General features: G+C 49.5%; 23 protein-coding genes, 2 pseudogenes and 1 riboswitch. Of the genes and pseudogenes, 9 read left to right on the forward strand and 16 right to left on the reverse strand.

Annotated features, from left to right (window positions below):
• The 3 genes and pseudogenes from NSMM_RS02620 to NSMM_RS02625 all read left to right on the forward strand — a co-directional run.
• On the forward strand, positions 1–645 hold a 645-nt coding region (locus NSMM_RS02620), incomplete at its 5' end, for an IS6 family transposase (RefSeq protein ID WP_090284061.1).
• Between the two features lie 80 nt (positions 646–725).
• Positions 726–779 (forward strand): annotated as a pseudogene (locus NSMM_RS16845) (hypothetical protein); the annotation flags it as partial.
• 111 nt (positions 780–890) lie between these two features.
• On the forward strand, positions 891–1910 hold the full coding sequence (locus NSMM_RS02625) for a WD40 repeat domain-containing protein (protein WP_342671773.1): 1020 nt from the start codon (positions 891–893) through the stop codon (positions 1908–1910).
• Positions 1911–2065: 155 nt separating this feature from the next.
• Here the strand turns inward: NSMM_RS02625 and NSMM_RS02630 are convergent, their stop codons facing one another.
• Entirely contained in the window at positions 2066–2674 is a 609-nt protein-coding gene (locus tag NSMM_RS02630; RefSeq protein WP_281200868.1) for a YfdX family protein, read from the reverse strand.
• A gap of 151 nt (positions 2675–2825) precedes the next feature.
• Positions 2826–3002, reverse strand: coding sequence for a hypothetical protein (locus NSMM_RS15030; RefSeq protein WP_176753829.1), 177 nt, complete (start codon positions 3000–3002; stop codon positions 2826–2828).
• A gap of 233 nt (positions 3003–3235) precedes the next feature.
• On the opposite strand from NSMM_RS15030, the gene NSMM_RS15505 reads away from it, so the two are divergent.
• Together NSMM_RS15505 and NSMM_RS02635 are read left to right on the forward strand one after the other, a co-directional pair.
• Positions 3236–3376 (forward strand): hypothetical protein, encoded by a 141-nt coding sequence (locus tag NSMM_RS15505; RefSeq protein ID WP_176753830.1) that lies wholly within the window; start codon positions 3236–3238, stop codon positions 3374–3376.
• A 15-nt stretch (positions 3377–3391) separates the two neighbouring features.
• A complete protein-coding gene (locus tag NSMM_RS02635) occupies positions 3392–3622 on the forward strand; it encodes a transposase (protein ID WP_090284352.1) in 231 nt (76 codons plus the stop codon).
• Positions 3623–3711: 89 nt separating this feature from the next.
• Here the strand turns inward: NSMM_RS02635 and NSMM_RS16355 are convergent.
• Both NSMM_RS16355 and NSMM_RS16945 read right to left on the reverse strand, forming a co-directional pair.
• Positions 3712–4063 (reverse strand): annotated as a pseudogene (locus NSMM_RS16355) (IS481 family transposase); the annotation flags it as partial.
• Complete coding sequence (locus NSMM_RS16945; RefSeq protein ID WP_176753831.1) at positions 4045–4164, reverse strand: DUF1508 domain-containing protein; 120 nt, start codon at positions 4162–4164, stop codon at positions 4045–4047. The pseudogene NSMM_RS16355 and the gene NSMM_RS16945, both read right to left, overlap by 19 nt.
• A gap of 65 nt (positions 4165–4229) precedes the next feature.
• Between NSMM_RS16945 and NSMM_RS02645 the strand changes: the two genes are divergently transcribed.
• Positions 4230–5786, forward strand: coding sequence for a cation:proton antiporter family protein (locus NSMM_RS02645; RefSeq protein ID WP_090284356.1), 1557 nt, complete (start codon positions 4230–4232; stop codon positions 5784–5786).
• Between the two features lie 82 nt (positions 5787–5868).
• Here the strand turns inward: NSMM_RS02645 and NSMM_RS02650 are convergent, their stop codons facing one another.
• The 5 genes from NSMM_RS02650 to flhB are packed head-to-tail and all read right to left on the reverse strand — an operon-like array spanning position 5869 to position 12133.
• The gene (locus tag NSMM_RS02650) at positions 5869–6579 is read right to left on the reverse strand and encodes an RNA polymerase sigma factor FliA (RefSeq protein WP_090284403.1); all 711 of its coding nucleotides are present in this window, start codon (positions 6577–6579) and stop codon (positions 5869–5871) included.
• An 8-nt stretch (positions 6580–6587) separates the two neighbouring features.
• Positions 6588–7481, reverse strand: a complete 894-nt coding sequence (locus NSMM_RS02655; RefSeq protein ID WP_090284357.1) for a nucleotide-binding protein — start codon at positions 7479–7481, stop codon at positions 6588–6590.
• Complete coding sequence (gene flhF / locus NSMM_RS02660; RefSeq protein WP_090284359.1) at positions 7474–8871, reverse strand: flagellar biosynthesis GTPase FlhF; 1398 nt, start codon at positions 8869–8871, stop codon at positions 7474–7476. The genes NSMM_RS02655 and flhF overlap by 8 nt, the downstream gene beginning before the upstream one ends.
• Positions 8868–10955: a flagellar biosynthesis protein FlhA gene (gene flhA, locus NSMM_RS02665; protein WP_090284361.1), complete on the reverse strand. Its 2088-nt coding sequence runs from the start codon at positions 10953–10955 to the stop codon at positions 8868–8870. The genes flhF and flhA overlap by 4 nt, the downstream gene beginning before the upstream one ends.
• A 44-nt stretch (positions 10956–10999) precedes the next feature.
• Positions 11000–12133 carry a flagellar biosynthesis protein FlhB gene (flhB, locus tag NSMM_RS02670; protein ID WP_090284363.1) on the reverse strand — a complete coding sequence of 378 codons (1134 nt, stop codon included), beginning with the start codon at positions 12131–12133 and terminating at the stop codon, positions 11000–11002.
• A 259-nt stretch (positions 12134–12392) separates the two neighbouring features.
• Here flhB and NSMM_RS02675 point away from each other — a divergent pair, with 259 nt between their 5' ends.
• Positions 12393–12848, forward strand: a complete 456-nt coding sequence (locus tag NSMM_RS02675; protein WP_090284365.1) for a rhodanese-like domain-containing protein — start codon at positions 12393–12395, stop codon at positions 12846–12848.
• A gap of 14 nt (positions 12849–12862) precedes the next feature.
• On the opposite strand, the gene NSMM_RS02680 is transcribed toward NSMM_RS02675, so the two are convergent.
• Together NSMM_RS02680 and thiC are read right to left on the reverse strand one after the other, a co-directional pair.
• On the reverse strand, positions 12863–13681 hold the full coding sequence (locus NSMM_RS02680) for an undecaprenyl-diphosphate phosphatase (RefSeq protein WP_090284367.1): 819 nt from the start codon (positions 13679–13681) through the stop codon (positions 12863–12865).
• A 70-nt stretch (positions 13682–13751) separates the two neighbouring features.
• Positions 13752–15647, reverse strand: a complete 1896-nt coding sequence (gene thiC, locus NSMM_RS02685) for a phosphomethylpyrimidine synthase ThiC (RefSeq protein ID WP_090284405.1) — start codon at positions 15645–15647, stop codon at positions 13752–13754.
• A 30-nt stretch (positions 15648–15677) separates the two neighbouring features.
• Positions 15678–15776, reverse strand: a riboswitch (TPP riboswitch).
• A 68-nt stretch (positions 15777–15844) separates the two neighbouring features.
• Here thiC and NSMM_RS02690 point away from each other — a divergent pair.
• Positions 15845–16501 (forward strand): protein-L-isoaspartate O-methyltransferase family protein, encoded by a 657-nt coding sequence (locus NSMM_RS02690; RefSeq protein WP_090284369.1) that lies wholly within the window; start codon positions 15845–15847, stop codon positions 16499–16501.
• A gap of 247 nt (positions 16502–16748) precedes the next feature.
• Positions 16749–18071 (forward strand): TolC family outer membrane protein, encoded by a 1323-nt coding sequence (locus NSMM_RS02695; RefSeq protein ID WP_425412348.1) that lies wholly within the window; start codon positions 16749–16751, stop codon positions 18069–18071.
• A 50-nt stretch (positions 18072–18121) separates the two neighbouring features.
• Here NSMM_RS02695 and NSMM_RS16360 read toward each other — a convergent pair whose 3' ends face one another.
• The 5 genes from NSMM_RS16360 to NSMM_RS02720 all read right to left on the reverse strand — a co-directional run bounded on the left by NSMM_RS16360 (position 18122) and on the right by NSMM_RS02720 (position 25469).
• Positions 18122–18379, reverse strand: a complete 258-nt coding sequence (locus tag NSMM_RS16360; RefSeq protein WP_245654655.1) for a hypothetical protein — start codon at positions 18377–18379, stop codon at positions 18122–18124.
• 110 nt (positions 18380–18489) lie between these two features.
• Positions 18490–20943 (reverse strand): ATP-binding protein, encoded by a 2454-nt coding sequence (locus NSMM_RS02705; protein WP_090284374.1) that lies wholly within the window; start codon positions 20941–20943, stop codon positions 18490–18492.
• Positions 20944–21061: 118 nt separating this feature from the next.
• A complete protein-coding gene (locus tag NSMM_RS02710; RefSeq protein WP_090284376.1) occupies positions 21062–22966 on the reverse strand; it encodes a polysaccharide biosynthesis protein in 1905 nt (634 codons plus the stop codon).
• A gap of 1 nt (position 22967) precedes the next feature.
• The gene (locus NSMM_RS02715) at positions 22968–23954 is read right to left on the reverse strand and encodes an MraY family glycosyltransferase (RefSeq protein ID WP_090284378.1); all 987 of its coding nucleotides are present in this window, start codon (positions 23952–23954) and stop codon (positions 22968–22970) included.
• A gap of 294 nt (positions 23955–24248) precedes the next feature.
• Complete coding sequence (locus NSMM_RS02720; protein WP_090284380.1) at positions 24249–25469, reverse strand: pyridoxal-phosphate-dependent aminotransferase family protein; 1221 nt, start codon at positions 25467–25469, stop codon at positions 24249–24251.
• Positions 25470–25582: the final 113 nt, after the last annotated feature.

Raw genomic sequence — 25582 nt, forward strand, 5'->3', positions numbered from 1 at the left:
TACGGAATTAGCTATCGTGAATTGGAAGAAATGATGTTGGAGCGTGGATTTGAAGTCGATCACACAACGCTTTATCGTTGGGTTCAACATTATGCACCCGAAATGGAAAAACGCATGCGGTGGTACTACAAGCCGACGATGGGCTACAGCTGGCGGGTAGATGAAACCTATGTGAAGGTTAAAGGGAAATGGACATATTTGTACCGAGCTATTGATAAGCACGGTGACACGATTGATTTCTATCTTTCACCTACCCGTAATAAGAAAGCCGCCAAACGGTTTCTAGGCAAAGCGCTCAAATCCATAAAACCATGGGCACATCCGCAGACAATTAATACAGATAAAGCGCCGACTTTCGGTCCTGCCATTGATGAGTTGAAGGAAGAAGGGAAATGCCCTGAGGATACGGTACACCGGCAGGTAAAGTACTTGAACAATATTGTCGAGGCTGATCATGGAAAACTCAAACAGCTGATAAATCCCGTACGCGGGTTCAAATCCATGAAGACCGCCTATGCAACGATCAAGGGGTTTGAACTCATGCACATGTTCAAGAAAGGACAGATGGATGCATGGAAATATGGGCAAGGTCTCATAGGAGAAATCCGTCTTATTGAAAGACAATTCGATATTTACACCGCATAATCAAAAATATCAGAGATTTACTCTAGCCAACGCTATTTTTTGCAACAGAGCCAGATAAAGGCAATCCAGATAGGTTTACTTTCAGTCCGGACGGCACGTTGATTGCTGCGAGCGGCGATGGTGCGGTGCTGGTCTGGCAAGCAGGAAAGAAAAAAGCCGTGCGCTTGGGTGATTTTCAGACAGATAGTGTGGAGGCTTCTGTCGCCTTCAGTCCGGACAGCTCTCGTTTATTAGTTCCTAGCGACGTGTATAAGGGTGAAGCTTACCTGTATGACGCCAAAACCTTTGAGCAGCTGCTGACATTTTCTCCTGTCTTTCCTGTAGGCGATTTGTACGACGAGCTGGCTCAGTTTTCGCCTGATGGATCTAAAATCATGGTAATAAGCGGAAAAAGCGAGAATGGCAATTGGAATGGTAGCTTCGCTCGAATCTGGGATGCAGTGCGTGGTAAAGAACTCGCGGTTATCGGCCCTCATAAGAATTTACATTATTCAGCTTTCGTAGGAAAAGGGGATCGGGTGATGACGGCTGGAGGCTCATTCATTCGTTTTTGGAACACGGAAAACGGGGCACCGCTCGTGGAGATCCGAGTACGAGAGGGTGACGGAGGGGTGGTTCGAGCTACGGCCAGTCCCGATGGGTCGCTAGTGGCGGCAGGAAATGCTTGGAGTCGCGCTGCCGTGTGGGATACGCACACCGGTGACTTGGTCACCGAACTCAAAGGAGCGCGGGAAAATACAAACGTGCATGGGTTTACACTGGACGGGCAGTATGTTGTGACGAGCGATGACGTCGGCACCATCGGGCTGTGGCATCCGAGAAGCGGGCAGTTAATACGAACAATCCATGGCCCGGAAGTGGAAAACTCCTTATTCAACATCTCTGTTTCAGGTCGGTATCTCCTGGCTTCTAGCAATGACCTGACCCTCCGGTTGTGGGATATAGAGACGGGCTCCCTCTTGTTCCTCACTGATCTCGAACCGTACTGGACAAAGAAAGTTAACATACCAAAACGACTTCTTTTTCCATCTTCGATACTGCGCCCGACCGGTAACCAGGTCCTGGCGCATATCGCACAGGCTGAACCTGGCCTGGTTTTCGATCTCCCTTACAAAAACTTCGAGGAAGTAATCGAGGCCGCTTATGCTGCGGTCCCCTACCGTTTCACGAACGACGAGCGGAAGGAACTGGTGCTAGATCTGTTCGGACGGCCTGATCCGAGGGTGACAGACTTTGAGCTACTGACTGCTGATGTGCGTCGTTGATTTTTGGTGAGTTTAAACGGTTCTGTCGCATTAAGCGAATTTCTAATAAATATATCTATGATTTAATAGAATAAAAATTACCAAGAATTGCTTAATGCGACAGAACCTCGAATAGTACCGTCAGCAGCTTGTTTTTTGCCGCCATCGTTTATAACTTAAACTTCATTCATCCAATCTTCGATAGTCAAGATACCATCGGGAACTAGGCTGAATGCTTTATCATGGGTGACAAGTATTGTATTGGCGGCTATTGCATGCGCGGCGATCATCATGTCGAGTGCCCCAAGTGTAATGCCAACCGACATGCAAGAAGCGCGTAAATCGCCATAAACGGTGGCAGCTTGCTCTTCCCAGGGCAATGTCTCAACACGAAATAGAAATTCCCGGATAAGTTTTGCAAGGGTGGCCGGATGTCCCTTGCGGGCTAAGCCATATAAAAGCTCGCCTTGTGTGACTGCGGATATGGTAATACTGCCCATCGGCAGCGCCGCCAGCCGGTGTCGAATCTCCGGGGGATGGCTTTTGATAATATAACTGGCCATATTTGTATCCAGCATAATCTTGTCTATCGTTACCACCAGTGTATTAAGTGCTGCTTGCAATTCCACCTTCGCCTCACCGAACTTGCCTTCGCCAATCAATGGTGTGATCGCTTTGATCGCAGCCGGATAAGTGGCCAGAGGAATATTGGTGGTGCGAAAAACCATCTCGCTCGCCAGGTTTGCCACGAGCAGTCGAGCCTGTTGAACCTTACCGTCTTCGATAAAATCCTCCGCCTCCTAGATGACGTCCTTAATTGTGTCCGGGCTCGCCAATAAATCGTATATCACCACATCAACGTCCACAGGGGCCAATGCCAGTTTTGGATCCCTTGCCAAAATCGACTCCAAGCTTACCTGTGGTCGGCGCTAATGCCTACAAGGCCTCATCGACAGCCTTCTTTTCGACCTGCGGTTGTACTGATTGGCTGGCTTTCGATTGCGTCTCTGTCTTGGCAGGCAATGTTGAGTCTTCGGCAAACACAGGCGATGACATAACAACCGCTATGCTTAACAAGGCTGTACCAAATAACTTATCCAGAAGGCTTTTCATCATATCTCTCCTTTATCGTAAGTTTCTATTCAAACGTTGGTTTTGTAATTCTCACCCAATTTAGCCTTCGATTTCGCCCACAGGCTTGGGTAGACCGGCGAGCTTGCACAGGACGGTAACGGACCTTTTTTGATATAACTCATACAGACGGTAATTGTCAAGCTATACCTCTCGCTAATCAAAATTTGATTTAGGAGTGCACGATAACCGGCTGATTTATTTATAATCAGTCCATGTCAAATTGTTATCCCCTAACACAACAAGAACTCGACGAGCTGGAGTACGAGCATCGCCATACCAGCGACAAGTGGTATGTGGATCGGATCAAGGGCGTGTACTTGCTGGCCAGTCGACCGAGTCGCGCAGGGCGCTGATGATAGATCGGGAAAATGTGCGCAACCATCACAAGCGCTACCGTAAAGGCGGACCGATCAAAAAAAGGAACGCCACCCTTTTTCCATAAAATCGACCTGGCTTTCCTGCCGCCTTATGCGCCGAATCTCAACTTGATCGAGCGGTTTTGGAAATTTTCTAAGAAAACCGTACTGCATGGGCGCTACTACGAAACCTTTTCCCAATTCAAAACAGCGTGCGACAACTTCTTTGCCGGACTAAACTAGAACCACGCCTCGCTACGCTCGCTATTGACCGATCGCTCCCAAAGCATCGGTCACGCTTGAATGTCAAAATTTGAAGTGCGGTATGTATAATACATAGGGTAAACGCCTTTGAGATCGCCGACATAGAACATATCTTTGAACCCAAGTAACCGGGATGGGTTTCTTCAATTTCTCCCAGGCTTCAACATCGCACTTCTTTTTTCAAATGCAGAAACTTGTGTATCACTGAGGATAATGCCGTCATCTGCTACTTCGGCCCCAAGTACTTTTAGGCGTTTTTTTGAAATTCTCCAGGTTATGGCACCGCCAAATAGAGCGTACGTCACTGTCTGATACAAATACACCTTTCTTACGCAGTCTATTGCTGGTTCGGTGTTGACCGTGTGCAGATTGATCAGCTGGATAGACTACTACCGCTTGTGCTATCGCTTCATCAACACGATATTAGTTTCTTCAGATTTTACTTTATATCCCTCGGAAGCCCCTATAATTTCGCCATTACTTACTTTTAAACGGAAGAGACGCTCTACAGCACTGGCCAAACAGTTCGTGTGGACGATGGCAGAACATGGGGCGATTTTGACTTACTTATAAAAGGATGCCCTAGATGCTTGAAGCCGTATGGATAGGCTTTGCCTTCAGTATCGGATTACTGGTACGGTTCATTGGGTTGCCACCTCTCGTTGGCTATCTCGTTGCTGGTTTCGTCATCGCCTCCGTCTCGGACAGGATCGGAATGCCCAGTGAGGATGGAGAGATCCTGAGTCACGTTTCTCATCTTGGGGTTCTACTGCTATTGTTCACCGTAGGCCTCAAGCTCAACGTGCGCAATCTCGTGAAGACGGAAGTTATTGGCGGCTGTACTTCCCACTTCACACTCTCGGTTGTGCTGTTTACGCCGATCATTGCGTTGTTCTTCGACGTCACGCTCTACAGCGCGATCCTCCTCGCCATAGCCCTGTCCTTCTCCAGCACGGTACTGGCCGCGAAAATATTAGAAACTAAACGCGAGCTGCGTGCCTTCCATGGTCGTGTGGCGATCGGCATCCTTGTAGCACAGGACCTCATCGCCCTGGTGGTGATGAGTGTTGCCAGCGGCACCACCCCATCAGTATGGACGCTAGGGGTCTTCGCACTGCCCTTGCTGCGACCGCTCCTTTTTAAACTCATGGACGCCAGCGGCCACGAAGATCTGCTAATGCTGTTCGGACTACTGCTCGCCCTTGTGATTGGAGGCTATGGTTTTGAACTAGTTGGCCTGAGCTCCGAACTCGGCGCGCTGGTATTCGGAGGGATGCTCGCCAAGCATCCCCGTGCCAGCGAATTATCGAAGTCGCTGTGGAGTATCAAGGAATTCTTCCTCGTGGGCTTCTTCCTCGAGATCGGCGTCGGTGGCCTGCCGGACGCCGATGCATGGTGGTTTGCGATTGCGATGACGGCGTTACTGCCGCTGAAGGCGGTCTTGTTCTTCCTGTTACTCGTGTCCTTCAAATTACGTGCGCGTAGTGCCTTCCTGTCTGGCCTAAGCCTCAGTAATTACAGCGAATTTGGTCTCATTGTGGCCAGTGTGGCGCTGCCAGAATGGCTGGTGCCTCTGGCCCTTACCGTGGCTCTATCCTTCGTGGTCTCCGCACCGCTCAATCGAGTTGCCCATCCGCTGTATGAACGCTTCGCCCGACGCCTGATCCCTTTCGAACGAAATATCCGTCATCCCGACGAACAGCCGGTCTCTCTCGGCTACGCCGATGTCCTCATCATGGGCATGGGCCGCACCGGGACTGCCGCATACAAGTACTTGCAGGACAGTTGCCAGATCGTGGCACTCGATTCGGACCCTGCGCGTGTGCTCAAGTGTACGGAAGATGGTTATAATATTTTCTTCGCCGACGCGGAGGACCAGATGTTTTGGGAGGACTTGGACTTCGGCAAGGTGCGCGCGGTAATTCTTAGCCTGAATGAGGCCGAAGCTAAACGCATCGCTACACAGAAATTGCGCCAGGCTGGCTTCGAAGGCATCATCGTATCCCACAGTATGCACGAGGACGAGGCCGCCCAAATCATCGCCGCCGGTGCCGATCAGGCCTATCTCACCATGTCTGAGGCAGGCGTGGGTTTGGCCGAACACGTCCGCCAGAAAATCATGCCCCCACGAGTGCATAGATAAAAAGGAGACGCCACCCTGTATTATTCTTTCTCGCCGATTTCCTCACTGCGTGGAAGGGTAGCGCCACAAAAAATTTGTTTTTCTATTTGGATCTTAGGCGAGTTCGCAAACGGGCAATGGCCTGAGTGTGCAATTGGCATACGCGTGATTCACTAACACCCAGCACTTCGCCAATCTCACGCAGATTCATTTCCTCTTCGTAATGCATCCCCATCACCAGTTTTTCTCTAGGCGGTAGTTTATCGATCGCATCGACCAACATTTCGCGCAAATTTTTTTCCAATAACTGATCAAATGGCTGATTATCCTGAGTACCGCACAAGCGATCCAGAAAATGATCTTCATCTTCTTCCTGAAAATCCTCGTAATAAATCAATTGCCCACCACGCGCCTCCTGCAGGGCTTCCTGATAATCTCCCAGTGTCATATTCAGTTCTTGCGATAGTTCCTGCTCACTGGGCGGATGTCCCAGTCGCTGTTCCAGCGTACGCATTGCGGCTTCGATCTGGCGCATTTTTTTACGCAGACTGCGTGGAAGCCAGTCCGCCTCTCTCAATTCGTCGAGAATCGAGCCGCGAATCCGCTGCGCTGCATAGCTTTCAAATTGCCGGCCATAGGAGCCTTCATAGCGACCAATCGCATCCAGCAAACCAATCATCCCGGCCTGAATCAGATCATCCACCTGAACACTGGCGGGCAGCTTGGCCATCATGTGATAGGCAATCCGCTTGACCAGCGGGGTGTGCTCGGTAATAAGCTGCTCTTTGTTAATCGTGCCGGTTTCGGTATACATAAGCTCGCTCATACGGTGAAATCCACTTTATCGATATGACTGGTTCGAATCAGGCGTTGCATGAAGTTTTCAACGCCATCGTCCTGGTTGCCGGGGTAGGCGCTACGTAACAAACCATCCGCCAGATGACGGTAACTGGTTGCCGATAATGAATCCGGAAAAATATCGACAACGGACTGACAGAGATGGGAGGCACGCTGTAATTTGTCATCGAATGGGATGCAACCCAGCGATTCCAGTCTGACAGACAGGTGTTTGCGTGCTACGGCTGCCACATTATCAAAAATAGCCTGCCCGACAGCTATTGAAGCGACTTTATTGACCAGCATCAGAAAATCGCGCCGCGCATATTCCTGGCTGATCAGTTTGATTAATGCGTAGGCATCCGTAATGGATTGACCGGAGCCTGACAGTACAATCAGCACTTGCTGCGAGGCCAGACTGAGCGAAACCACACGACTTGCGGCACCGATGGCGGTATCAATCAGGACGACATCCACCAGTTGCGAAATCTCGCCGAAGCTGTTGATCAGCCAGTCCTGATCGCGCGGCATCAGCTTTGCCAGCGAGTGAATGCCGCGCATGGCCGTCAGCACCTGAACGCCTCCGGGGCCGCGAGTTATGACTTCATCCAGCAATTTGTCGCGATTGATAACGTGCTGCAAGTCATAGCGTGCCTTGAGACCAAGATTGGCATTGACATCGTTGTGGCGCGGATTTTCATCCAGAATAAGTACACGCTTGCCAATTCTGGTCAGCGCCATTGCCAGATTGATCACGGTACTGGTTTTGCCGACGCCTGTTCTGCCGCCCACCACCGCAAACACTCGCACGCCTTGTTCAGCACCCAGCGCTGCTAATTGCCGCAGACCAGATGCCTGATCTGCCTGACGATTAATCATGGTCTATCCCAGCGTGTGTCTGACGGCCTGTTCCCGGTCGACCAGCAGCCTGTCCGGCCATCGTCAGAGCAAATTCGGTATCCTGCAGCGTAAACGGGGAATCCTCCGATAACGGTTTGAAGATGCGATGCAGCAGATAGCGGGAATTCGCCGCATGCAGATCCTCAGGTACCTTCTGGCCATTGGTGACGTAATGCAGCTTCAGTTTGCGGCGAATGACCGCATCCAGTACCGTGCCCAGGCCAGCAGCCTCATCCATCTTGGTAATAATGCAACCATGGATACCATGTTGCTGGTAGGCGGAAATGACCTCATCCAATGTGCCGCCATTACTGGTAGCGTTCAGCAGCAACAGGTGTTTGATGGTCGTGCCGCACTGACTCATCATCGCAATTTGTTCGGCCAGCATCTGATCACGCTGGCTCATGCCAACGGTATCGATCAGTACCATATGTTTACCGCGTAATTCGTGCAGCATCAATTGCAAATCATCAATGTCCTTGATGCTGCGTACCGGTACGCCCAGCAATTTGCCGTAGATACGCAACTGCTCATGCCCACCGATACGGTAACTATCCGTTGTCAGCAATGCCACCTTATCCGCACCATGTCGGATGACGGCACGTGCTGCCAGTTTTGCGGTGGTTGTGGTTTTACCGACGCCGGTCGGCCCAATCAACGTATAAATACCACCCTGCTCAATCATTTCATCGCTGTCTGCCGTACGCAGGTTCAGTGTCAAGAGTGTGATAGTTTTTTTCAACCCCTGCTCAAAATTGGCATCAATCTGTAATTTATCGAGCAGGTGTCTTGCCAATAACGGGCTAAATCCGGCATTCAGCAACGTGCGCAATACTTTCATGCTGTCAGGATGTGTCTGTGAAAACTGGCTCCACCCGACGCTTGCCAGTTGATCTTCCATCAGTTGCCGCATCGCCTGAATTTCCTGAATGATATTCTGGTTGACGTTATCTGCTCTGGCCGGATCGGGTGCCTTGGGAATAGGAATAGCCTGTGTATCAGGGACTCTGGATGGCCTGGTTGTTTCTGAAGTCGCTGCGATTTCCGGTGCTGATGTCACTGCAGGAACGCCGCTTGCCACCGGTTGTGCTTTTTTGGATTGAATATTTTCTGATGGTGCAGGTGGCGCAACCGGTGGAGCGGCTGGCACCGAAGCACGCAAAGCTGCTGAGTGTTGATTGGCTGCTGACACTTCCGCTTGCCTGGATTTATCCGCAAGACTCGCTATTTCGTCGCTTGCCAGGGCCATGATCTCTATACCCCCCGGCACGGCTTTGTTGGACAAAATTACCGCATCGGCGCCCAGCTCTTCCTTGACCTTACGCAAGGCTTCGCGCGAATTGACCGCCAGGAATCTTCTCACTTTCATTTTTTGTTACCTCCAACGATGGAAACGAATTTGATTTTTCTGCTATCCGGTATTTCGGAATGTGCAAGTACACGCAACTGAGGTAAGGAGCGACGCAGGAAACGTGCCAGCAGCAATCGGATGCCATCCGACACCACCAGCACCGCCGGCAGACCCAAACTTTCGAGGCGCCTGATTTCACTGCTGGTATCGCGTATTAGCGAATCAGCCAGACCGGGCTCGATACCACCATCTGCCATGGGATTGGATTGCACCACCTGGGTCAGAATATCTTCAAGCTCCGGATGCAGACGCATTACCTGCAATTCGGCGCCAGACGGAAAACATTGCTCTGTGATCGAACGCCCCAGCGCCAACCTGACCTGCGCCATCAATTCGGTAATTTCCTGGGTGCGCCCGGCATGCTCGGTCAAGGTGTCAATGATGGTGCGCATATCGCGGATGTGCACCCCTTCTTCCAGAAGGTATTGCAACACTTTCTGCACGCTGGCCAATGGCAGCAATTTTGGTATCAGATCGTCGGTCAGTTTTGGCACGTCCTTGTTTAGATGATCGAGTAGTTTCTGCAGCTCCTCTCTTCCCAGCAATTCAGCAGCATGACTGCGCAGCAAGTGGTTGAGATGCGTTGTCACCACGGTGCTGGTATCTACCACGGTATAGCCACCAACCTGTGCCTGCTCACGTTGCCCGGCATCGATCCACACCGCCGGCAGCCCAAAGGCTGGATCCTCGGTAACGTTCCCCGGCAGCGCCATCGTCACCTGACCGGGGTTGATTGCCAGATACATGCCGTTATAAGCTTCTCCCTGGCCGATGACCGAGCCTTTCATCGTGATACGGTATGCATTGGGGCGTAGTTCGAGGTTGTCACGAATATGCACAACTGGCGGCAAATAGCCGATTTCCTGTGCGAATTTTTTGCGAATACTGCTGATGCGTCGCAGCAGATCCCCCTGTTGCGCTTTGTCTACCAGCGGAATGAGGCGATAGCCAACTTCCAGTCCGATCGTATCCACCTGGGTGACATCATTCCAACTGGCATCCTGCGACTCAATCACAGCGGGAGCTTCTGCTTCACCCGTTCTGGCTTCCCCCTGCACAGACTGATGTGCCCGCAAGTATGCAATAGAGCCGATTACTCCCGCCAGCAATAAAAACACCAGATTGGGCATTCCTGGCACCAGGCCGAGTCCACCGATAATGCCCGCCGTCACCCACAGCACTTGCGGACGTGAAAATAGCTGGCCGATAACCTGTTGACCGAGATCTTCATTAGTGCTCACGCGGCTCACCACCAGACCCGCAGCGGTCGAAATGATCAGTGCCGGAATCTGCCCCACCAGACCATCGCCAATCGTCAGCAGCGTATAGTTTCTAGCAGCATCAGCAAGTGCCAGCTCATGCTGCATCACTCCCACTATCAGGCCACCGATAATAGTAATCAGCATGATCAGAATACCGGCTACCGCATCGCCGCGTACGAACTTGCTCGCGCCATCCATTGACCCGAAAAAATCAGCTTCCTGAGAAATCTGCTCACGTCGCTTACGCGCATCTTCCTCACCAATCAGGCCCGCATTGAGATCGGCATCTATAGCCATTTGCTTGCCCGGCATGGCATCCAGTGTAAAGCGCGCACTGACCTCGGCAATACGTCCGGCACCCTTGGTGATGACCACGAAATTAATGACCACCAGAATAATGAAGACGACCAATCCCACCGCATAATTGCCACCCACCAGAAAATGACCGAATGCCTCGATTACCTTGCCGGCGGCATCCGGGCCGGTATGGCCGTTCAACAGCACCACGCGCGTTGATGCCACATTGAGCGACAAACGCAGCAAGGTAGTAATCAACAGAATTGTTGGAAAAACTGAAAAATCAAGCGCATGCCGTGAATACAGGCTGACCAGCAGTACAATGATCGCCAGTGCGATATTGAAGGTGAACAGCACATCCAGCACAAACGGGGGCAATGGCAGTACCATCATTGCGAGGATCATGATGATCAAAAGTGGCCCCGCAAGGCTTTGCAGCTGGTTGCCTTGCAGTAAGGTTGTCAGTGACAGGGATTGGCTCATTTCATGCTCAATTCAGTTGATAGGCTCAAATAGGTAATATATTTTCAGGCTGGTTGATCCAGTTCATCCGGCACCATGATTTCTGGCAGTTTTGGAGGATTTACGCCGCCATAATTCTGATATCGCCGTAACTGGAAAACATAGGCGAGTACATGTGCCACTGCTGTATAAAGTTTCTCAGGTATCTCAACTTCCAGTTCCACATGGTGATAGAGTGCCCGCGCCAGTGGCGGCACTTCCAGTACAGGAATATGGTGCTCCGCCGCCACTTCGCGAATACGCGCCGCAAGCAGATGCACGCCCTTTGCCACCACCTTCGGTGCCTGCATCGAGCGATCCTGATATTTCAACGCTACCGCGTAATGAGTCGGATTCGTCACCACCACATCCGCCTTGGGCAGCTCTGCCATCATGCGACGGCGTGCTGCTTCCCTCTGCAAGCCGCGAATACGCGCCTTGACCTGCGGATCACCCTCATCTTCTTTGGATTCTTTGCGCAACTCCTCTTTCGACATCTTCAACTGACGTGCGTGATTCCATAACTGGTAGGGCACATCGATCAGCACTATCAGGAGCATGGCGGCAACAACCAGCGTAAATATCAGTACCATCAGTTCACCCATAGCGGCCAGCCCCAGATTCAACGGCATGCTGATCTGATTAAATGCCTGCTCCTTGAACTGCCACATCACCATCGCTGCTACGCCGCCAATCACCAACGCCTTGGCAATTGCCTTGAACAATTCGATTACACCACCTACCGAAAAGGTGCGCTGGAGCCACTTGGTAGGATTAAGACGTTTGATGTCCGGTACCAGCGCCTTAGCGCTGAACAACCATCCGCTCAGCAGCATCGGCGCAACCAGTGCCACGAGTGCCAGCCAGGCAAATAACGGCGCAATTGCCAGCAGCCCTTCCAGCGTCACTTGTAGTAGCCGCGGCAATAGCAATGCCTGATCATGAGCCAGTTCCCGCTCCAACTGCAGCCCGTTTCTCAGCATGGCAACCAGTTTGTGCATAATGGTCGAGCCAATAAACCATAAGCTTCCCGCGGCAGCCATCAGTACTGTAAAAGTGGTCAGTTCCTGTGAGCGCGCAACCTGCCCCTCCTCGCGCGCTTTTTCAAGCCGCTTGGGGGACGCCGGTTCAGTTTTTTCCAGATCGCTATCTTCTGCCATATCAGACTCCTGTTGATGTGACAGGATTATCCAGCTGGTTACCCGCAATCGATCACAGGAACAGGCAAGGATTTTGCCCATTAATCCCTGTCATCCGGATTGACAGGTAGCGACATTGATTGCTGGATTCGGCAGACAAAACGTGCGATTCGTTGTAGAAAAGCAGGAACGAAACGGGTTGACAGGCTGGCGATATACTGCAATCCCCAGAAGGAGATTTGCTACTATAATAATTTTGAATAATAAGGAGAGAGGAGCGATGGAAACAGTTGATGAAATTTTGCCACGGGCGCAGCAACGTGCAGAAGAGATGGGGCTGGCTTATGAGGGCGCATTGTTGCCAGTAGAAGCGCAGGCAGTGTTAACTTCATTACCACAGCAGGCCAGGCTGGTGGATGTCCGCTGCAAGGCGGAGCTGGACTGGGTTGGACGCATACCGGGAGCAATCGAGGTGGAATTACGTACTTATCCGGGCATGCAGCCCAACCCGGATTTTGTGGAGCAGCTTACACAGCAGGTAGCAGATGATGCGGTTTTGCTGTTCATTTGCCGCAGCGGTGGCCGCTCCGATCATGCTGCCACTCTCATGCAGCAGAACGGTTTTGTTAATTGCTACAACGTGCTGGAAGGTTTTGAGGGTGACAAGGATGAAACCGGCCATCGCGGTCGGCAGGGCGGTTGGAAAGCAGCCGGCCTGCCTTGGGTACAAAGCTGATTTTTGCGGCCTGATTACTCAGACCAGTCGATCATGCCAGTATATGCAGTCAACAGGATCAGCAGCCCAAAGCCGATCCGGTACCAGGCGAACAGGGTGAAGTCGTGGTGACTGATGTAACGCATCAGCCCACGAATGGCGATCAATGCGCTGATGAAAGCTGCTAGCGACCCCACCATGAACATGGCCAGGTCATCGAGATACACAAATTCCTGATGACGATAGAGGTCGTAGAAAGTAGCGGCGAACATGATGGGAATCGCCAGGAAAAACGAGAATTCAGCAGCAGTTTTGCGCGACAGACCGAACAGCAGTCCACCGATGATGGTTGCGCCCGAGCGGGATGTACCGGGAATCAGCGCAAGGCACTGAGCGCAACCGATCTTGAGCGCATGCTTCCAGTCCATGTCATCCACGCTTTCGACATCAACCACATGTTCGCGACGCTCGGCCCACAGGATCACGATACCGCCGACGATCAGCGCGATTGCCACAGGGAGGGGATGAAACAAGTAGTATTTGATAGTCTTGATGAACAGTAGCCCCAGTATCGCTGCGGGCAGGAAAGCAATGAGCAGGTTGAATATGAATCGATTGGCTTGCTTGCCGCCCAGCCCATTCATCACGCCAATCAGCCGTTCACGGTATTCCCAGCATACCGCCAGAATCGCGCCCAGCTGAATCGAGACGGTGAATACCTTGGCCTTGTCATCGTTGAAATCCAGCAAGTCGCCTACTAGAATCAGATGGCCTGTAGAGGAGATCGGCAGAAACTCGGTCAGTCCTTCGACGATTCCCAGCAAGAGCGCCTTAAGCAGTATCGGCCAATCCATAGGCAGCAAATTTTCCTTTAAGTAAATATGGCTTCGCGCGAAGCACAAATAAAGTGCTCACAATCACACGTCAAAGCTTGTTGTAGATTTCTCCACCCTTTTCCACAAATTCATTGGCTTTTCTGGCCATGCCATCTTCCAGTGCTTCTGTTTCGGAAAGCCCTTGCTGTGCGGCATAATCGCGTACATCCTGCGTAATCTTCATCGAGCAGAAATTCGGACCACACATGGAGCAGAAATGGGCAACTTTGGCGCCTTCCTGCGGCAAGGTTTCGTCATGAAACTCACGTGCTTTGTCAGGATCCAGCCCCAGATTGAACTGGTCATTCCAGCGGAATTCAAAACGCGCCTTGGACAAGGCATTGTCACGAATCTGGGCACCAGGGTGGCCTTTAGCAAGATCCGCTACATGTGCTGCAATTTTGTAAGTAATGATACCTTCCTTGACATCATCCTTGTCCGGCAACCCCAGATGTTCCTTAGGAGTGACATAGCACAGCATCGCCGTGCCGTACCAGCCAATCATGGCGGCACCGATGGCGGAAGTAATATGATCATAACCAGGAGCAATATCGGTGGTGAGTGGTCCCAATGTATAGAAAGGCGCTTCATCGCAATATTGGAGTTGCAAATCCATGTTTTCCTTGATCATATGCATCGGCACATGGCCGGGACCTTCGATCATAACTTGCACATCATGCTTCCAGGCCACATGGGTCAGTTCCCCAAGGGTTTTCAGCTCGGCAAACTGCGCTTCGTCATTGGCATCATAAATCGAGCCGGGGCGCAGGCCGTCACCTAATGAGAAGCTGACATCATAGGCTTTCATGATTTCGCAGATTTCCTCGAAGTGTGTGTAGAGGAAACTTTCACGATGATGAGCTAGACACCATTTCGCCATAATGGAGCCGCCACGCGAAACGATCCCCGTCATCCGCTTTGCAGTCATGGGCACATAGGCCAAGCGTACGCCGGCATGAATGGTGAAATAATCCACACCCTGCTCGGCTTGCTCGATCAGGGTGTCGCGAAAGATTTCCCAGGTCAGTTCTTCGGCGCGACCGTCCACCTTTTCCAGTGCTTGATAGATAGGGACGGTTCCAATCGGTACCGGGCTATTACGGATGATCCATTCACGTGTTTCGTGAATGTTTTTGCCGGTGGACAGATCCATAACGGTATCCCCTCCCCAGCGGATTGCCCAGGTCATTTTTTCCACTTCATCCTGAATGCTGGAGCCCAGTGCGGAATTACCGATATTGGCATTAATCTTGACCAGAAAATTACGACCAATAATCATCGGTTCAGATTCTGGGTGATTGATGTTAGCAGGAATGATCGCGCGTCCACGCGCCACCTCGTCACGAACAAACTCCGGTGTAATCAATTTTTGAGTGGTGGCACCAAAATTCTGACCAGGGTGCTGTTTCGTCAACAGGTCATTGCCAGCAAATTCCGTCAACGCTTGCTGCTGATTTTCCCGTATCGCGATAAATTCCATTTCTGGCGTAATAATGCCGCGCCGAGCGTAATGCAGCTGCGTGACATTCATACCGGTTCTTGCACACCGCGCCGGACGTTTGAGATTAAAACGCATCGCGCTCAGTTTGGTATCATTCATCCGCTCGCGGCTATAATCTGAAGTTAACCCGCCAAGTACTTCCGTATCACCCCGCGCTTCAATCCATGGTTCGCGCATACCAGCCAGGCCCCGACGGATATCGATGTCGGCTCCTGGGTCCGTATAAGGACCGGACGTGTCATAAATGTGAATGGGAGGATTTTTTTCTGTGCCCTGACTGGTTGCGGTATCGGATTGACTGACCTCACGCATTGGTACCCGAATGTCAGGACGGGTTCCCTGTATATAGACCTTGCGTGAATTCGGCAACGGCTGGATCGCGGCTGTATCTACGCGCGCGCTTTCATTAGTAAAATGATCCAGACTGGAAAGATTGGTTTTCATGTTATGCTCCTCAAAAGCCGCAGGGAGCTGGAAATTTTTTCCAGGCTTCCCTCCGGCAGCATTATCCGCATCAGGTATTAAGGGACTTTCTCACCAGCATTTCAGAAATGTGGACCCCTAGCCAAGCTGTCAAGCTAATGGAATTATGGAATAATTGCAAGTTTGATTCTTTTTACCGATAAAAATTGATGATACCGATGATCAATATCGAGCAAACTCGTTTCAACATGGTCGAACAGCAGATTCGAACTTGGGATGTACTCGATCGAAAAATACTTGATTTGTTATACAAAACCAAGCGCGAGGAGTATGTTCCTGCTGCCTATCGCTCCATGGCGTTCATGGATATGGAAATTCCACTGGAGCATGGCGCCGTGATGCTGACTCCCAAGATGGAAGCGCGTATCATACAGGAATTGCATATCAAAAAATCCGATAACATTTTAGAAATCGGTACCGGCACCGGCTATATGACAGCATTGCTGGCGCAGCTTGGCGCGCATGTCTATAGTGTAGAAATTGAATCTGCATTGCTGGCTGCCGCTAAAATAAACCTGCAGGTGCATGACATACATAATGTGACCTTGAAACATGGCGATGGCGCAAAGGGCTGGCCTGCCCATGCACCTTACGATGTCATCGTATTGACTGCCTCGACCCCCGTTCTTCCTGACGCATTCAAGAATGACTTAGCGCCAGGTGGACGACTGTTTGCCATCGTCGGGGAAGAGCCTATCATGCAAGCGACATTGATTAACTGTATTGCACCAGGTAAATTTCACTCAGCATTTTTGTTTGAAACCTGCACCGCTCCTCTGAAGAATGCAATACAAGTCGAGCAATTTCACTTTTAACCGCAAAGCTTAGCTGCAGCCAAGATATTGCGCTGAGCATCGTAACTGAATTACAGATGGGTACCTCTAAAAATTCAGAGTTCTAAGCAAGACCGGGCGCGAATAAAAAATGTTAACGCAGTATATGATTGATATATAAAGAAATATTTTTTATGAGTAACGAAGTATTGTGATGAAATATGAGTTTTTGGAGATGCCCGGATAGCTCAGGTCTTTGAACTAATAACAAACGGAGTGCATTGGTTTAATCATGAAAAGCCTAGCCTGTTCTCCTTTCCTGCTACTTGTGTACCTGATTTCTTTCACTCAGGTACAGGCAGCGGATCTTTTGCAGATTTATCACGAAGCGCGGGAACATGATGCCCAATACGCTGCGGCGCGGGCTGCTTTTGTCGCGGCACAGGAGCGTATTCCGCAAAGCAGGGCCGGATTGTTACCGGTTGTCAATTTTACTGGCTCAGCTCAGAATCAATATATTGATACCAACTTTGGTCCGGAACGGTTGATCAAGAATCGTGGCATTGCCTTGACTGCGACACAACCACTTATTCGCATTGAAAATTTTATTGTTTATGAGCAATCAAAAAATGAGGTCAAGCAAGCGGACGCAGAATTTGTCCTTTCAGCACAAGACTTGATTCTGCGGACAGCACAAAATTATTTTGACGTAATGATGGCACAAATCAATCTTGATGTGGTTGAAACGCAAAAAAAAGCGATCAGCGAGCAACTGGAGCAGGCTAAACGAAATTTTGAGGTAGGCGTATCGACGATTGTGGATACGCATGAAGCGCAAGCGCGCTTTGATTTAGTCCTATCGCAGGAAATTGCAGCCAAAAATATGTTGGAAATTGCACGGCGCACCTTGCAAGGTCTGATTAACCGTTTTCCGCATGATCTGCAGGACACCAGCCTGGAAAAAATTATTGCTGATCCGTTATTGCAACCTGAAGGAGAAATGGAAGACTGGGTACAAAGCGCACAGGAAAGGAATTTTGCACTCAAAATACAAAAAGTTGCATTCAATTTTGCCGAGCAGGAAATCAGGCGCAACAAGGCAGGGCATTATCCGACACTTGATCTGGTCGCACAGTACAGTAACCAGAAGGGTGTTGGTGGCGCATTTACTGGTCAGGGGATTGATCTTGTCAGTAAATCTGTTGGCTTGCAATTGAATGTACCAATTTTTGCTGGCTTGTCGGTGCAGTCCAAGGTCAGGGAGGCAATTGCCAACCGTGACAAGGCGCGTGAAGAACTGGAAAATACAAGGCGCATGACCGCCTTACAGGTACGCCAGCAATATTTGAATGTCACTAATGGTATTGCACAAATCAGAGCGTTGCGACAGGCGTTGATTTCCAGCCGCAGTCAGCTGGATTCCACGTCACTTGGTCAGGAAGTCGGTGTCCGAACTGAAGTGGATGTTCTTAATGCACAACAGCAATATTTCTCAGCTCGCAGAGATCTTGCTCAATCTTACTATGATTATCTGATGGCCAGACTCCGGCTTCAGGCGGAAACCGGAAGTCTGGATGAAGAGGATATTCTTGAAATCAATGCACTCCTTTGATGAGGAGTGCGAGTGGTGCTATTTCTGTAAGGCCTGTTCAATAGTTGAAATCAGCTGCGGATCGGAAGGTTTAGCAGATTGCACACCATGTCCAACAAACCTGGCAGGTCACCTATAGCGAACGCGAGATCATCCAACTGTTGCACCGCTTGGGTTTCGTTTACAAAAAACCAAAACTGATTCCAGGTAAGGCCAATGCTGGGCAGCAACGGCTCAACATCAATGGTGTCATCGATTTCACCAGCTTCTGCACCCGGTTCAGGGCCACCATCTGACCAATCTAGCAAGTTAATCGCAAAAACCTTCAAGCCATCGCCATATCGGAAGCTCTTTTACGCCAATCGTTGCACAGCATTTCACTCGCACTACTTAAGAAACGGGTAGCCCTTTCGTAAAAAATGAGGTTTTCTGGCAGGCGCTATTTACCTGCGCGCTCATGCGTTCGCTTGTTGTCTGGTTTTGCCTGTGTTGGCTGCTGGCAGGCTGCGCGAAAATTACGTAAGGTTTTTTGTGCCAGGCCAAGTACGGTATGCGGCTCATAAACCAGTATTTCATTTAATCGTGCATCGCTCATGAGACCAGAAGGCATACCAGTCAACATTTCCAGTCCATCGCTCATCTGTTCAGCGCTGTAAATATGAAAAACGCCCTGCTGGACAGCATCGATTACCTCTCTGGCTAGTATTAAATGTCGGCGATTACGCTCGGGAATCAATACTCCCTGATTGCCATCCAGACCGATAGCAGCACAAACACGATAGAAGCCTTCAATTTTTTCATTAATCCCCCCCACCGGCAGAATTTCGCCAAACTGATTAATTGCGCCAGTTACCGCAATTCCTTGCCTGAGGGGCAATCCGGACAAGGCCGACAGAAACGCATATAGTTCCGCACAAGAAGCAGAGTCGCCTTCAATACCATGATACTGTTGCTCAAATACGATGGAAGCGTTGAAGGCAAGTGGCGCGTTATGATGAAATAGCGCACACAGCAAATTTTGCAGAATAAATACACCTTTATCATGAACCGGGCCGGATAATCCAACTTCACGTTCGATGTTGAGCAAGCCTTCCTCACCAGCAAAAGCATGTGCGGTGATACGTATAGGCAGCCCAAACGTCAGATCACCCATTTCAACCAGACTCAAGCCATTTATCTGGCCAATAGCCTCGCCCGTCACGTCAATAACCACATCCCCATCGACTATCGCTTCCAGCGCACATTCCAATGGATAAGCGTGCCGCAAAAAGCGCGCCTGTAATGCAGACGAAATGTCTGCTGCTTCAACCAGGCTGCTGCCACGCGCCATACACTGCGCGGCACTTTCCATAACCAATGTTTCGGTCCGACTGAAATTGGCCGTCAGTCGCTTTTGATCTTCAGCTTCACGGTGACAGTTCGTCAACACATTGACGACAGCAGTGGCAGAAAAATGTGGCAACCTGGATACCTGACAAAGCGAAGCAATAAAAATGGACAACGCATGGTAAGTTTGAAGGTTTGCCATAAATGAAGCAGAAAAATCGACCTTCACCCGAAAACGCCTGGCGAGTTCGGGATCCTCTTCCTGTATGGCGTAATATTGCTCGCGAGACCCAATCAGCACTATTTTTACCTGCACTGCTACCATTTCCGGCTCGATCGAAACCATTGGCATACCTGTAGCCGTTGCTGATGGCGCTTCGATCAGCAGAGAATGACTGCGCAGCAAAGTGCTTATTTTCTCCCACAGCTGCTCATTGGCAAACAAATCATCGAGGTACAGCATCAGAAATCCTTCATGTGCTTTCAGCAAGCTGCCTGCACGAATACCGGTGAAGTTGGAAACCAGCATCCCTTCAACCACGCGGTGCTTAATACCGCCAATCAATGATTTAAAGGATGGATGCTCTTCAATTAGTACGGGTGCGCCACGTAAATGGCGATTATCCACAGCCAAATTGACCTGATAACATGCGAGTATTTCTTTTAACGCTGATGGGGATTTTTCATCTTCATTTTCAGAGGGCAAAAATATGGCGAGATTGTCGAGTACATTTTTTGTGATGCCATGCAAGAACTGCTCAACTTTAGTCCGATCGGAAAATGATGAATGCAGACTGTCGAGAATGACCGCCATGCTTTGTGCCAGCATCGGTTGAATTTTTATCTGCTGTAAAGTAGTTAAGGCTTCTTCGCGTTTGTATTCCAACGGGTGAGTTTTCTCAAGATAGCGAGCTATTTCTTGATACAACACGGCTTCATCCTGTTCGATGGCAGCTCTTTTCGCCGCCGGAAGCTGTAGTATTTCATCTTCGCTCAGAACTTTACCAGAGTGTTTATCCAGCAATATCAGAATTAAGCGACCTGATTCACGTCGAATCACAAAATTCAGTTTCTCGGCAAATGCGCAAAGTTGTGCATAGGCTTTTGCCTCTTCCTGCCTGAATTTTTGATTGATTCTTTCACTTTCCTGCCTGGTTGCTTCCCCATTCAGATATTCGGGTATTTCTCTGCAAACGTTGCTTATAAAATGATCAAGCGCTTGCTGCAATACACTCCCCTGCCCCGCAGGCAGGCGGATTGCCAAAGGACATTCGGGCGTATCAAAATTATGTATGAAGCATAGATCAGGTGGAACCGGCATGTTGGCTGCCACCTCAGTCATGGCCTGTTTCAACAAGGAAGAGCGGCCGCTGCCAGCTGCGCCTAACACGAACAGGTTGTAATCCGGCTGTCGCATATTCAGCCCGAAATACGCTGCTTGTCTGGCGCGCTCCTGTCCAATCCAGGAAAGTGGTTGATCGACCAGGTTTGCAGTATCTGTAAAACAGAGTGCTTCCGGGTCAATGTCCACACTCAGTGACTCAGCCGCCAGTCTAACTATTGGCATGCTGATCTGTATGTTGGAATGATAAGGTGCGGACTCAGGTGGATGCCACGCTGGACGAACAGTGCGCTAATTTGACAGGAAAACAACATCAATAGAAACAAAATTTATAGAAAAGTGATTATGCAATACCATGCTGATCAGTTGTCATGGCGTTTGTTTGTTGACATTGATATTCTGGTACCCATTCTGTTAGCGCCAATTTGGTAGCCTCATCTGTTAATGCGGATTGTTCGCCAAACCAAATGACCAACTTGTGAAGCCACTGCTCGTCAACGAGACGGGATTGTGTGATACGCAATTTTTTATGTGGGGTGGGTAAAGTGCTTTCATTTTCTCCTGCCAACTCTTCATGAAGTTTTTCACCCGGTCGTAGGCTGGTAAAGACGATTTTGATCTCATCCTCGTGTAAACCGGACATACGGATCATATCCTTCGCTAAATCAATAATCCTGACCGGTTCGCCCATATCCATGATAAAAATATCACCCCCTTGCTCCGATCCCTGCATGGCGCCCGCCTGTAGAACCAATTGCGAGGCTTCCTGCAGCGACATAAAATATCGACTGATTTCAGGATGTGTCACGGTTACCGGACCACCACGCAAAATTTGTTCTTTGAATTTAGGAATCACGCTACCTGTACTGCCAAGCACATTACCAAAACGCACAATGACAAATTGTGCGCGTCTCTGGCTTTGCTGTTGCAGCTTTCTGGCAGATTGCTGTAATGCCTGGCAAATCATTTCTCCAAGCCGTTTGCTTGCTCCCATAATATTGGTTGGATTGACGGCCTTGTCAGTCGATATAAATACGAATTTTTCCACATGATGGCGGATGGCTGTGCTTGCCAGTACATAGGTGCCCACAACATTGTTCTGCACTGCCTGCCAGGCATTATCCTGTTCCATAAGGGGCACGTGCTTGTAGGCCGCAGCATGAAAAACTACATCGGGTTGATATTTTTCGAAGATCTGATCCAGTCGTGCCGAATCCTTAACATCACCAATGAGAAAAGCGGCTGGAATCTCTGGAAATTCAGCTTTAAACATCTCCTTGATGCCATATAAGGCATATTCATTGAGCTCCAGCGCAATCAGCAATCTGGGTTTAAATGTCAGAATTTGACGACAAAGTTCAGCACCAATCGATCCACCGGCACCCGTCACCAAAATAACCTTTTCCATTAAAAGCCCGTGCAGTCCCTTGGTATCAAGCAATACCGGCTCACGCCCCAGCAAATCACCAAGATCAATGTTACGAATGGGAGAAACCGTCATCTTGTTGCTAACTAGATCAACGTAGGATGGAACGATCATTGGCTTAATGCCGATACTCGCACAAATTTCGATCGCGCTGCGGCGCAACGCCTGGGACGCAGATGGCATAGCGATAATAACGTGACTGATATTAAATTTTTCAACCCATTCCGGCAGCTCTTCAATCATTCCCAGTACTTTTACACCGTGCAACTGTGCTCCTAATTTGCTCGCTTTCTCTGTCAGCAAACCAACCACTTGCCAATCATGGCTTCGCTTCAGTTCCTTGATCAGGTTAGCTGCTGCATCACCTGAACCCAGCACAATGGTCGATTGAAGCTGAACATGTTTTAAGCTTTGCTTACGCTGCTCTTTCCATGCGCGGTAAGCAAAACGGCTTCCTCCCATGATCAATAGCAACAACATTGGCGCCAGCACCAATATGGCGGGTGGTGCTGTATTCGGCAATTCAAACGGCAGGATGATTGCAGCTACTGTTATAGCACCTAACGCTACCGAAAAAAATATTTGCTTGAGATCATTCAGGCTTGCATACCGCCACAATCCTCGGTAAAGCTTGAAGAGAAAAAAAATACCTGCCTGAGCCGGTAGTACCCACAACAAAGTATTCCAAAGCGCCACCTGATGTTCTGTTGAAACCTGAAAATCATATCGAAGCTGATACGCTAGCCACCAAGCAACAATGACCGCCAGAAAATCATGGACTGCCGCGATAATTCTCCGCCATCCGGCTTTGATGATAATCATTCTATTTGTACTGAGAATTTGCTGACTGACAATAGTCAAATATCAGCATTGCAACCAAATATACGCCGTACTCTGTAGCAACCAGCGTCACTTGCGTCATCCAATTCTGACCCATTGCACTCAATGCGATTGCGCCCGATACGAGCATAAGCACATACGCAAACAGGGCAGTATTACGATGTCCCCATCCACTCATCAGTACCAGTCTCTGGTAATAATGGTCCCGGTGAGCATGCCAGACTCGTTCACCTTTATATAATCGTTTAATCAGCGTAACTGTCGCATCAGCAACAAAAGGAGAAAAAACCAGGAGAGGAAACCATGGTGACCAGATACCCTCCGACCAGCCGTATATTCCCAGCGCGCCAGCAAGAAACCCTAGCGGAATTGAGCCGTTATCTCCCATGAATATCCGGGCGGGATGGAAATTAAACAGTAGAAGTGCCGTTGCTGATCCCACAATACAAAAATTAACTGCTGCAAATATTTCATCAGCCATTTGCAGCGCTCCTGCGCCATAAGCACTAAACCCGATCAGCGCCATACCCGTAGCTAAACCATCTGACCCATCCATAAAATTAAATAGATTGATCATCCAAATTAATGCCACGCCGACCACCAAAGTTAAAAAAAAACCATGCGACAAGTATAGCAACGATGCAGCATACACCCAGGCAACCGTGCTGTGAAATACAAGTCGAAAAAACGCTGGAAGTGGTCGAACATCATCAGCCAAGGAGACAAGCGCCAATAAAAGTACACTGGCCGACAATAACAACGAGACTGAAGAAGGGGCAAGCAGCAGCCACGAACTCAGTATTGACGTAATGATCGCAATCCCACCTGTGCGAGGGACCGGCAAAGCATGCAATGATCGTGCATTAGGTTTATCCAATACCTGGAGTACTTTTTTTTCCGTCAGAAGCCATGACAGCATGCATGACAAACCAAATGCGACCAAAGGTGCCACAATCAGATTGTCATTCATCTGCGTGCAGAAAAATTCAAGACACTATTCATGACTAAGAATTAGAACAAGGAATTGTATTTTACACAGCAATTGAGACCTATAATGGACTAATCACCGTTGCCGTTCACTCTGAGAACGGTCTATATATATATCAGGTCAAATTGCAATCGTTCTATTGCAAGATATTTCAATGTAATTCTCGGATAAGAATTGATACTTAGCCACCTAATACAAACTGGCCAGTAAATTTATCTTGATTCAATAAATTTACTGGCCAGTTCCGCCCAGCGGATTAGCAGGTATCCGATTTAACTATGCTAAAATCGGATTAGCCGCATAATGCAGGTGTGCAGCAGTTGCAGCAGCTCCTCTCTCTACTTTGATGCTGCCCATATCTGCCAATGTGCTCTCGAGTGCATCGAGACAAAACAGGACTTTTTCAACCCGGCTGGAATTACCCATCAAGCCAAAGCGCCAAACCTTGCCAGCGAAATCACCCAGCCCAGCACCTATCTCGAGGTTATAATCAGCCAGCAAGCGACGACGAACCTCTTTATCATCTACACCAGCCGGTATATGCACCGAATTTAATTGCGGCAAACGATAGGGTTCGGCGACGACATATTCAACACCCATCGTTTTCAAACCAGCCTTTAGCGCCTCATAATTACGGCGATGTCGTGCCCAGGAGTGCTCCAGGCCTTCTTCATGCAGCATGACCAGGGCCTCATGGAGGCCATAAAGTGAATTGGTTGGTGCCGTATGATGGTAAGTGCGGGATGTGCCCCAGTAACCCAGTAGCAAGTTGATATCCATAAACCAGCTATGCACTTTTTCGGTGCGTTTCTTGACCAGGTCAGCCACGCGCTCAGAAAAACTGACTGGTGACAATCCGGGTGGGCAAGATAGGCATTTCTGACTACCGGAGTAAATGGCGTCTATTCCCCACTCATCCATGTAAATAGGGGTTCCTCCAAGCGAAGTCACTGTATCCATGATCGTGTAACAATCATATTTTTTCGCAAGCCCACTTAGTGTTTTGGCATCTGACTGCACACCAGTAGAGGTTTCGGCATGAGCAAACGCCAGAATCTTGACGTCCGGATTTTTTTTCAGGCAATCCTCCACTTTTTGCGGATCAACCGGCTCACCCCATTTATCATCTACGATCAATGCCGTTCCGCCACTGCGCTCAACATTTTCTATCATTCGCCCACCAAAAACACCGTTCCGACAGACGATTACCTTGTCACCCGGAATAATCATGTTGACAAAGCACATTTCCATTCCAACCGAACCCGGGCCTGACACTGGAAAAGTCAGTAAATTGGAGGTCTGAAAAGCATATCGAAGTAAGCTTTTCAGCTCTTCCATCATCTCGGTAAAGACGGGATCGAGATGACCAAGTGTAGGTCGTGCCAATGCAGTCAGGACTCGCGGATGCGTATCGGACGGACCAGGCCCCATCAGGGTACGTTGTGGAGGATAAAATGTGGAGATATTCTTCTCTGGACGGTAGCTATCAGTGGTCATAAATAATCCTGTCGTATTTCAGTTAAAAAATTTTAGCCACTTACCAACTCTCAGTAAGTGGCTTATTTTGAGATCAACCAAGTGGTATTGTTTCAGTAGCGGAGTAAGATTCT

Origin of the sequence: Nitrosomonas mobilis, assembly GCF_900103035.1 — a bacterium.
Lineage (GTDB): Bacteria > Pseudomonadota > Gammaproteobacteria > Burkholderiales > Nitrosomonadaceae > Nitrosomonas > Nitrosomonas mobilis.

Excerpts from the sequence above, each read along its gene's own strand:
- NSMM_RS02650 (WP_090284403.1), bottom strand. The coding sequence starts at position 6,579 with ATGTATACCGAAACCGGCACGATTAACAAAGAGCAGCTTATTACCGAG.
- NSMM_RS02705 (WP_090284374.1), bottom strand. The coding sequence starts at position 20,943 with ATGCCAATAGTTAGACTGGCGGCTGAGTCACTGAGTGTGGACATTGAC.
- NSMM_RS02675 (WP_090284365.1), top strand. The coding sequence starts at position 12,393 with ATGGAAACAGTTGATGAAATTTTGCCACGGGCGCAGCAACGTGCAGAA.
- NSMM_RS02710 (WP_090284376.1), bottom strand. The coding sequence starts at position 22,966 with ATGATTATCATCAAAGCCGGATGGCGGAGAATTATCGCGGCAGTCCAT.
- thiC (WP_090284405.1), bottom strand. The coding sequence starts at position 15,647 with ATGAAAACCAATCTTTCCAGTCTGGATCATTTTACTAATGAAAGCGCG.
- flhA (WP_090284361.1), bottom strand. The coding sequence starts at position 10,955 with ATGAGCCAATCCCTGTCACTGACAACCTTACTGCAAGGCAACCAGCTG.
- NSMM_RS15505 (WP_176753830.1), top strand. The coding sequence starts at position 3,236 with ATGTCAAATTGTTATCCCCTAACACAACAAGAACTCGACGAGCTGGAG.
- NSMM_RS02715 (WP_090284378.1), bottom strand. The coding sequence starts at position 23,954 with ATGAATGACAATCTGATTGTGGCACCTTTGGTCGCATTTGGTTTGTCA.
- NSMM_RS02635 (WP_090284352.1), top strand. The coding sequence starts at position 3,392 with ATGTGCGCAACCATCACAAGCGCTACCGTAAAGGCGGACCGATCAAAA.
- NSMM_RS02680 (WP_090284367.1), bottom strand. The coding sequence starts at position 13,681 with ATGGATTGGCCGATACTGCTTAAGGCGCTCTTGCTGGGAATCGTCGAA.
- NSMM_RS02645 (WP_090284356.1), top strand. The coding sequence starts at position 4,230 with ATGCTTGAAGCCGTATGGATAGGCTTTGCCTTCAGTATCGGATTACTG.
- flhF (WP_090284359.1), bottom strand. The coding sequence starts at position 8,871 with ATGAAAGTGAGAAGATTCCTGGCGGTCAATTCGCGCGAAGCCTTGCGT.
- NSMM_RS15030 (WP_176753829.1), bottom strand. The coding sequence starts at position 3,002 with ATGAAAAGCCTTCTGGATAAGTTATTTGGTACAGCCTTGTTAAGCATA.
- NSMM_RS02720 (WP_090284380.1), bottom strand. The coding sequence starts at position 25,469 with ATGACCACTGATAGCTACCGTCCAGAGAAGAATATCTCCACATTTTAT.
- NSMM_RS02690 (WP_090284369.1), top strand. The coding sequence starts at position 15,845 with ATGATCAATATCGAGCAAACTCGTTTCAACATGGTCGAACAGCAGATT.
- NSMM_RS02655 (WP_090284357.1), bottom strand. The coding sequence starts at position 7,481 with ATGATTAATCGTCAGGCAGATCAGGCATCTGGTCTGCGGCAATTAGCA.
- flhB (WP_090284363.1), bottom strand. The coding sequence starts at position 12,133 with ATGGCAGAAGATAGCGATCTGGAAAAAACTGAACCGGCGTCCCCCAAG.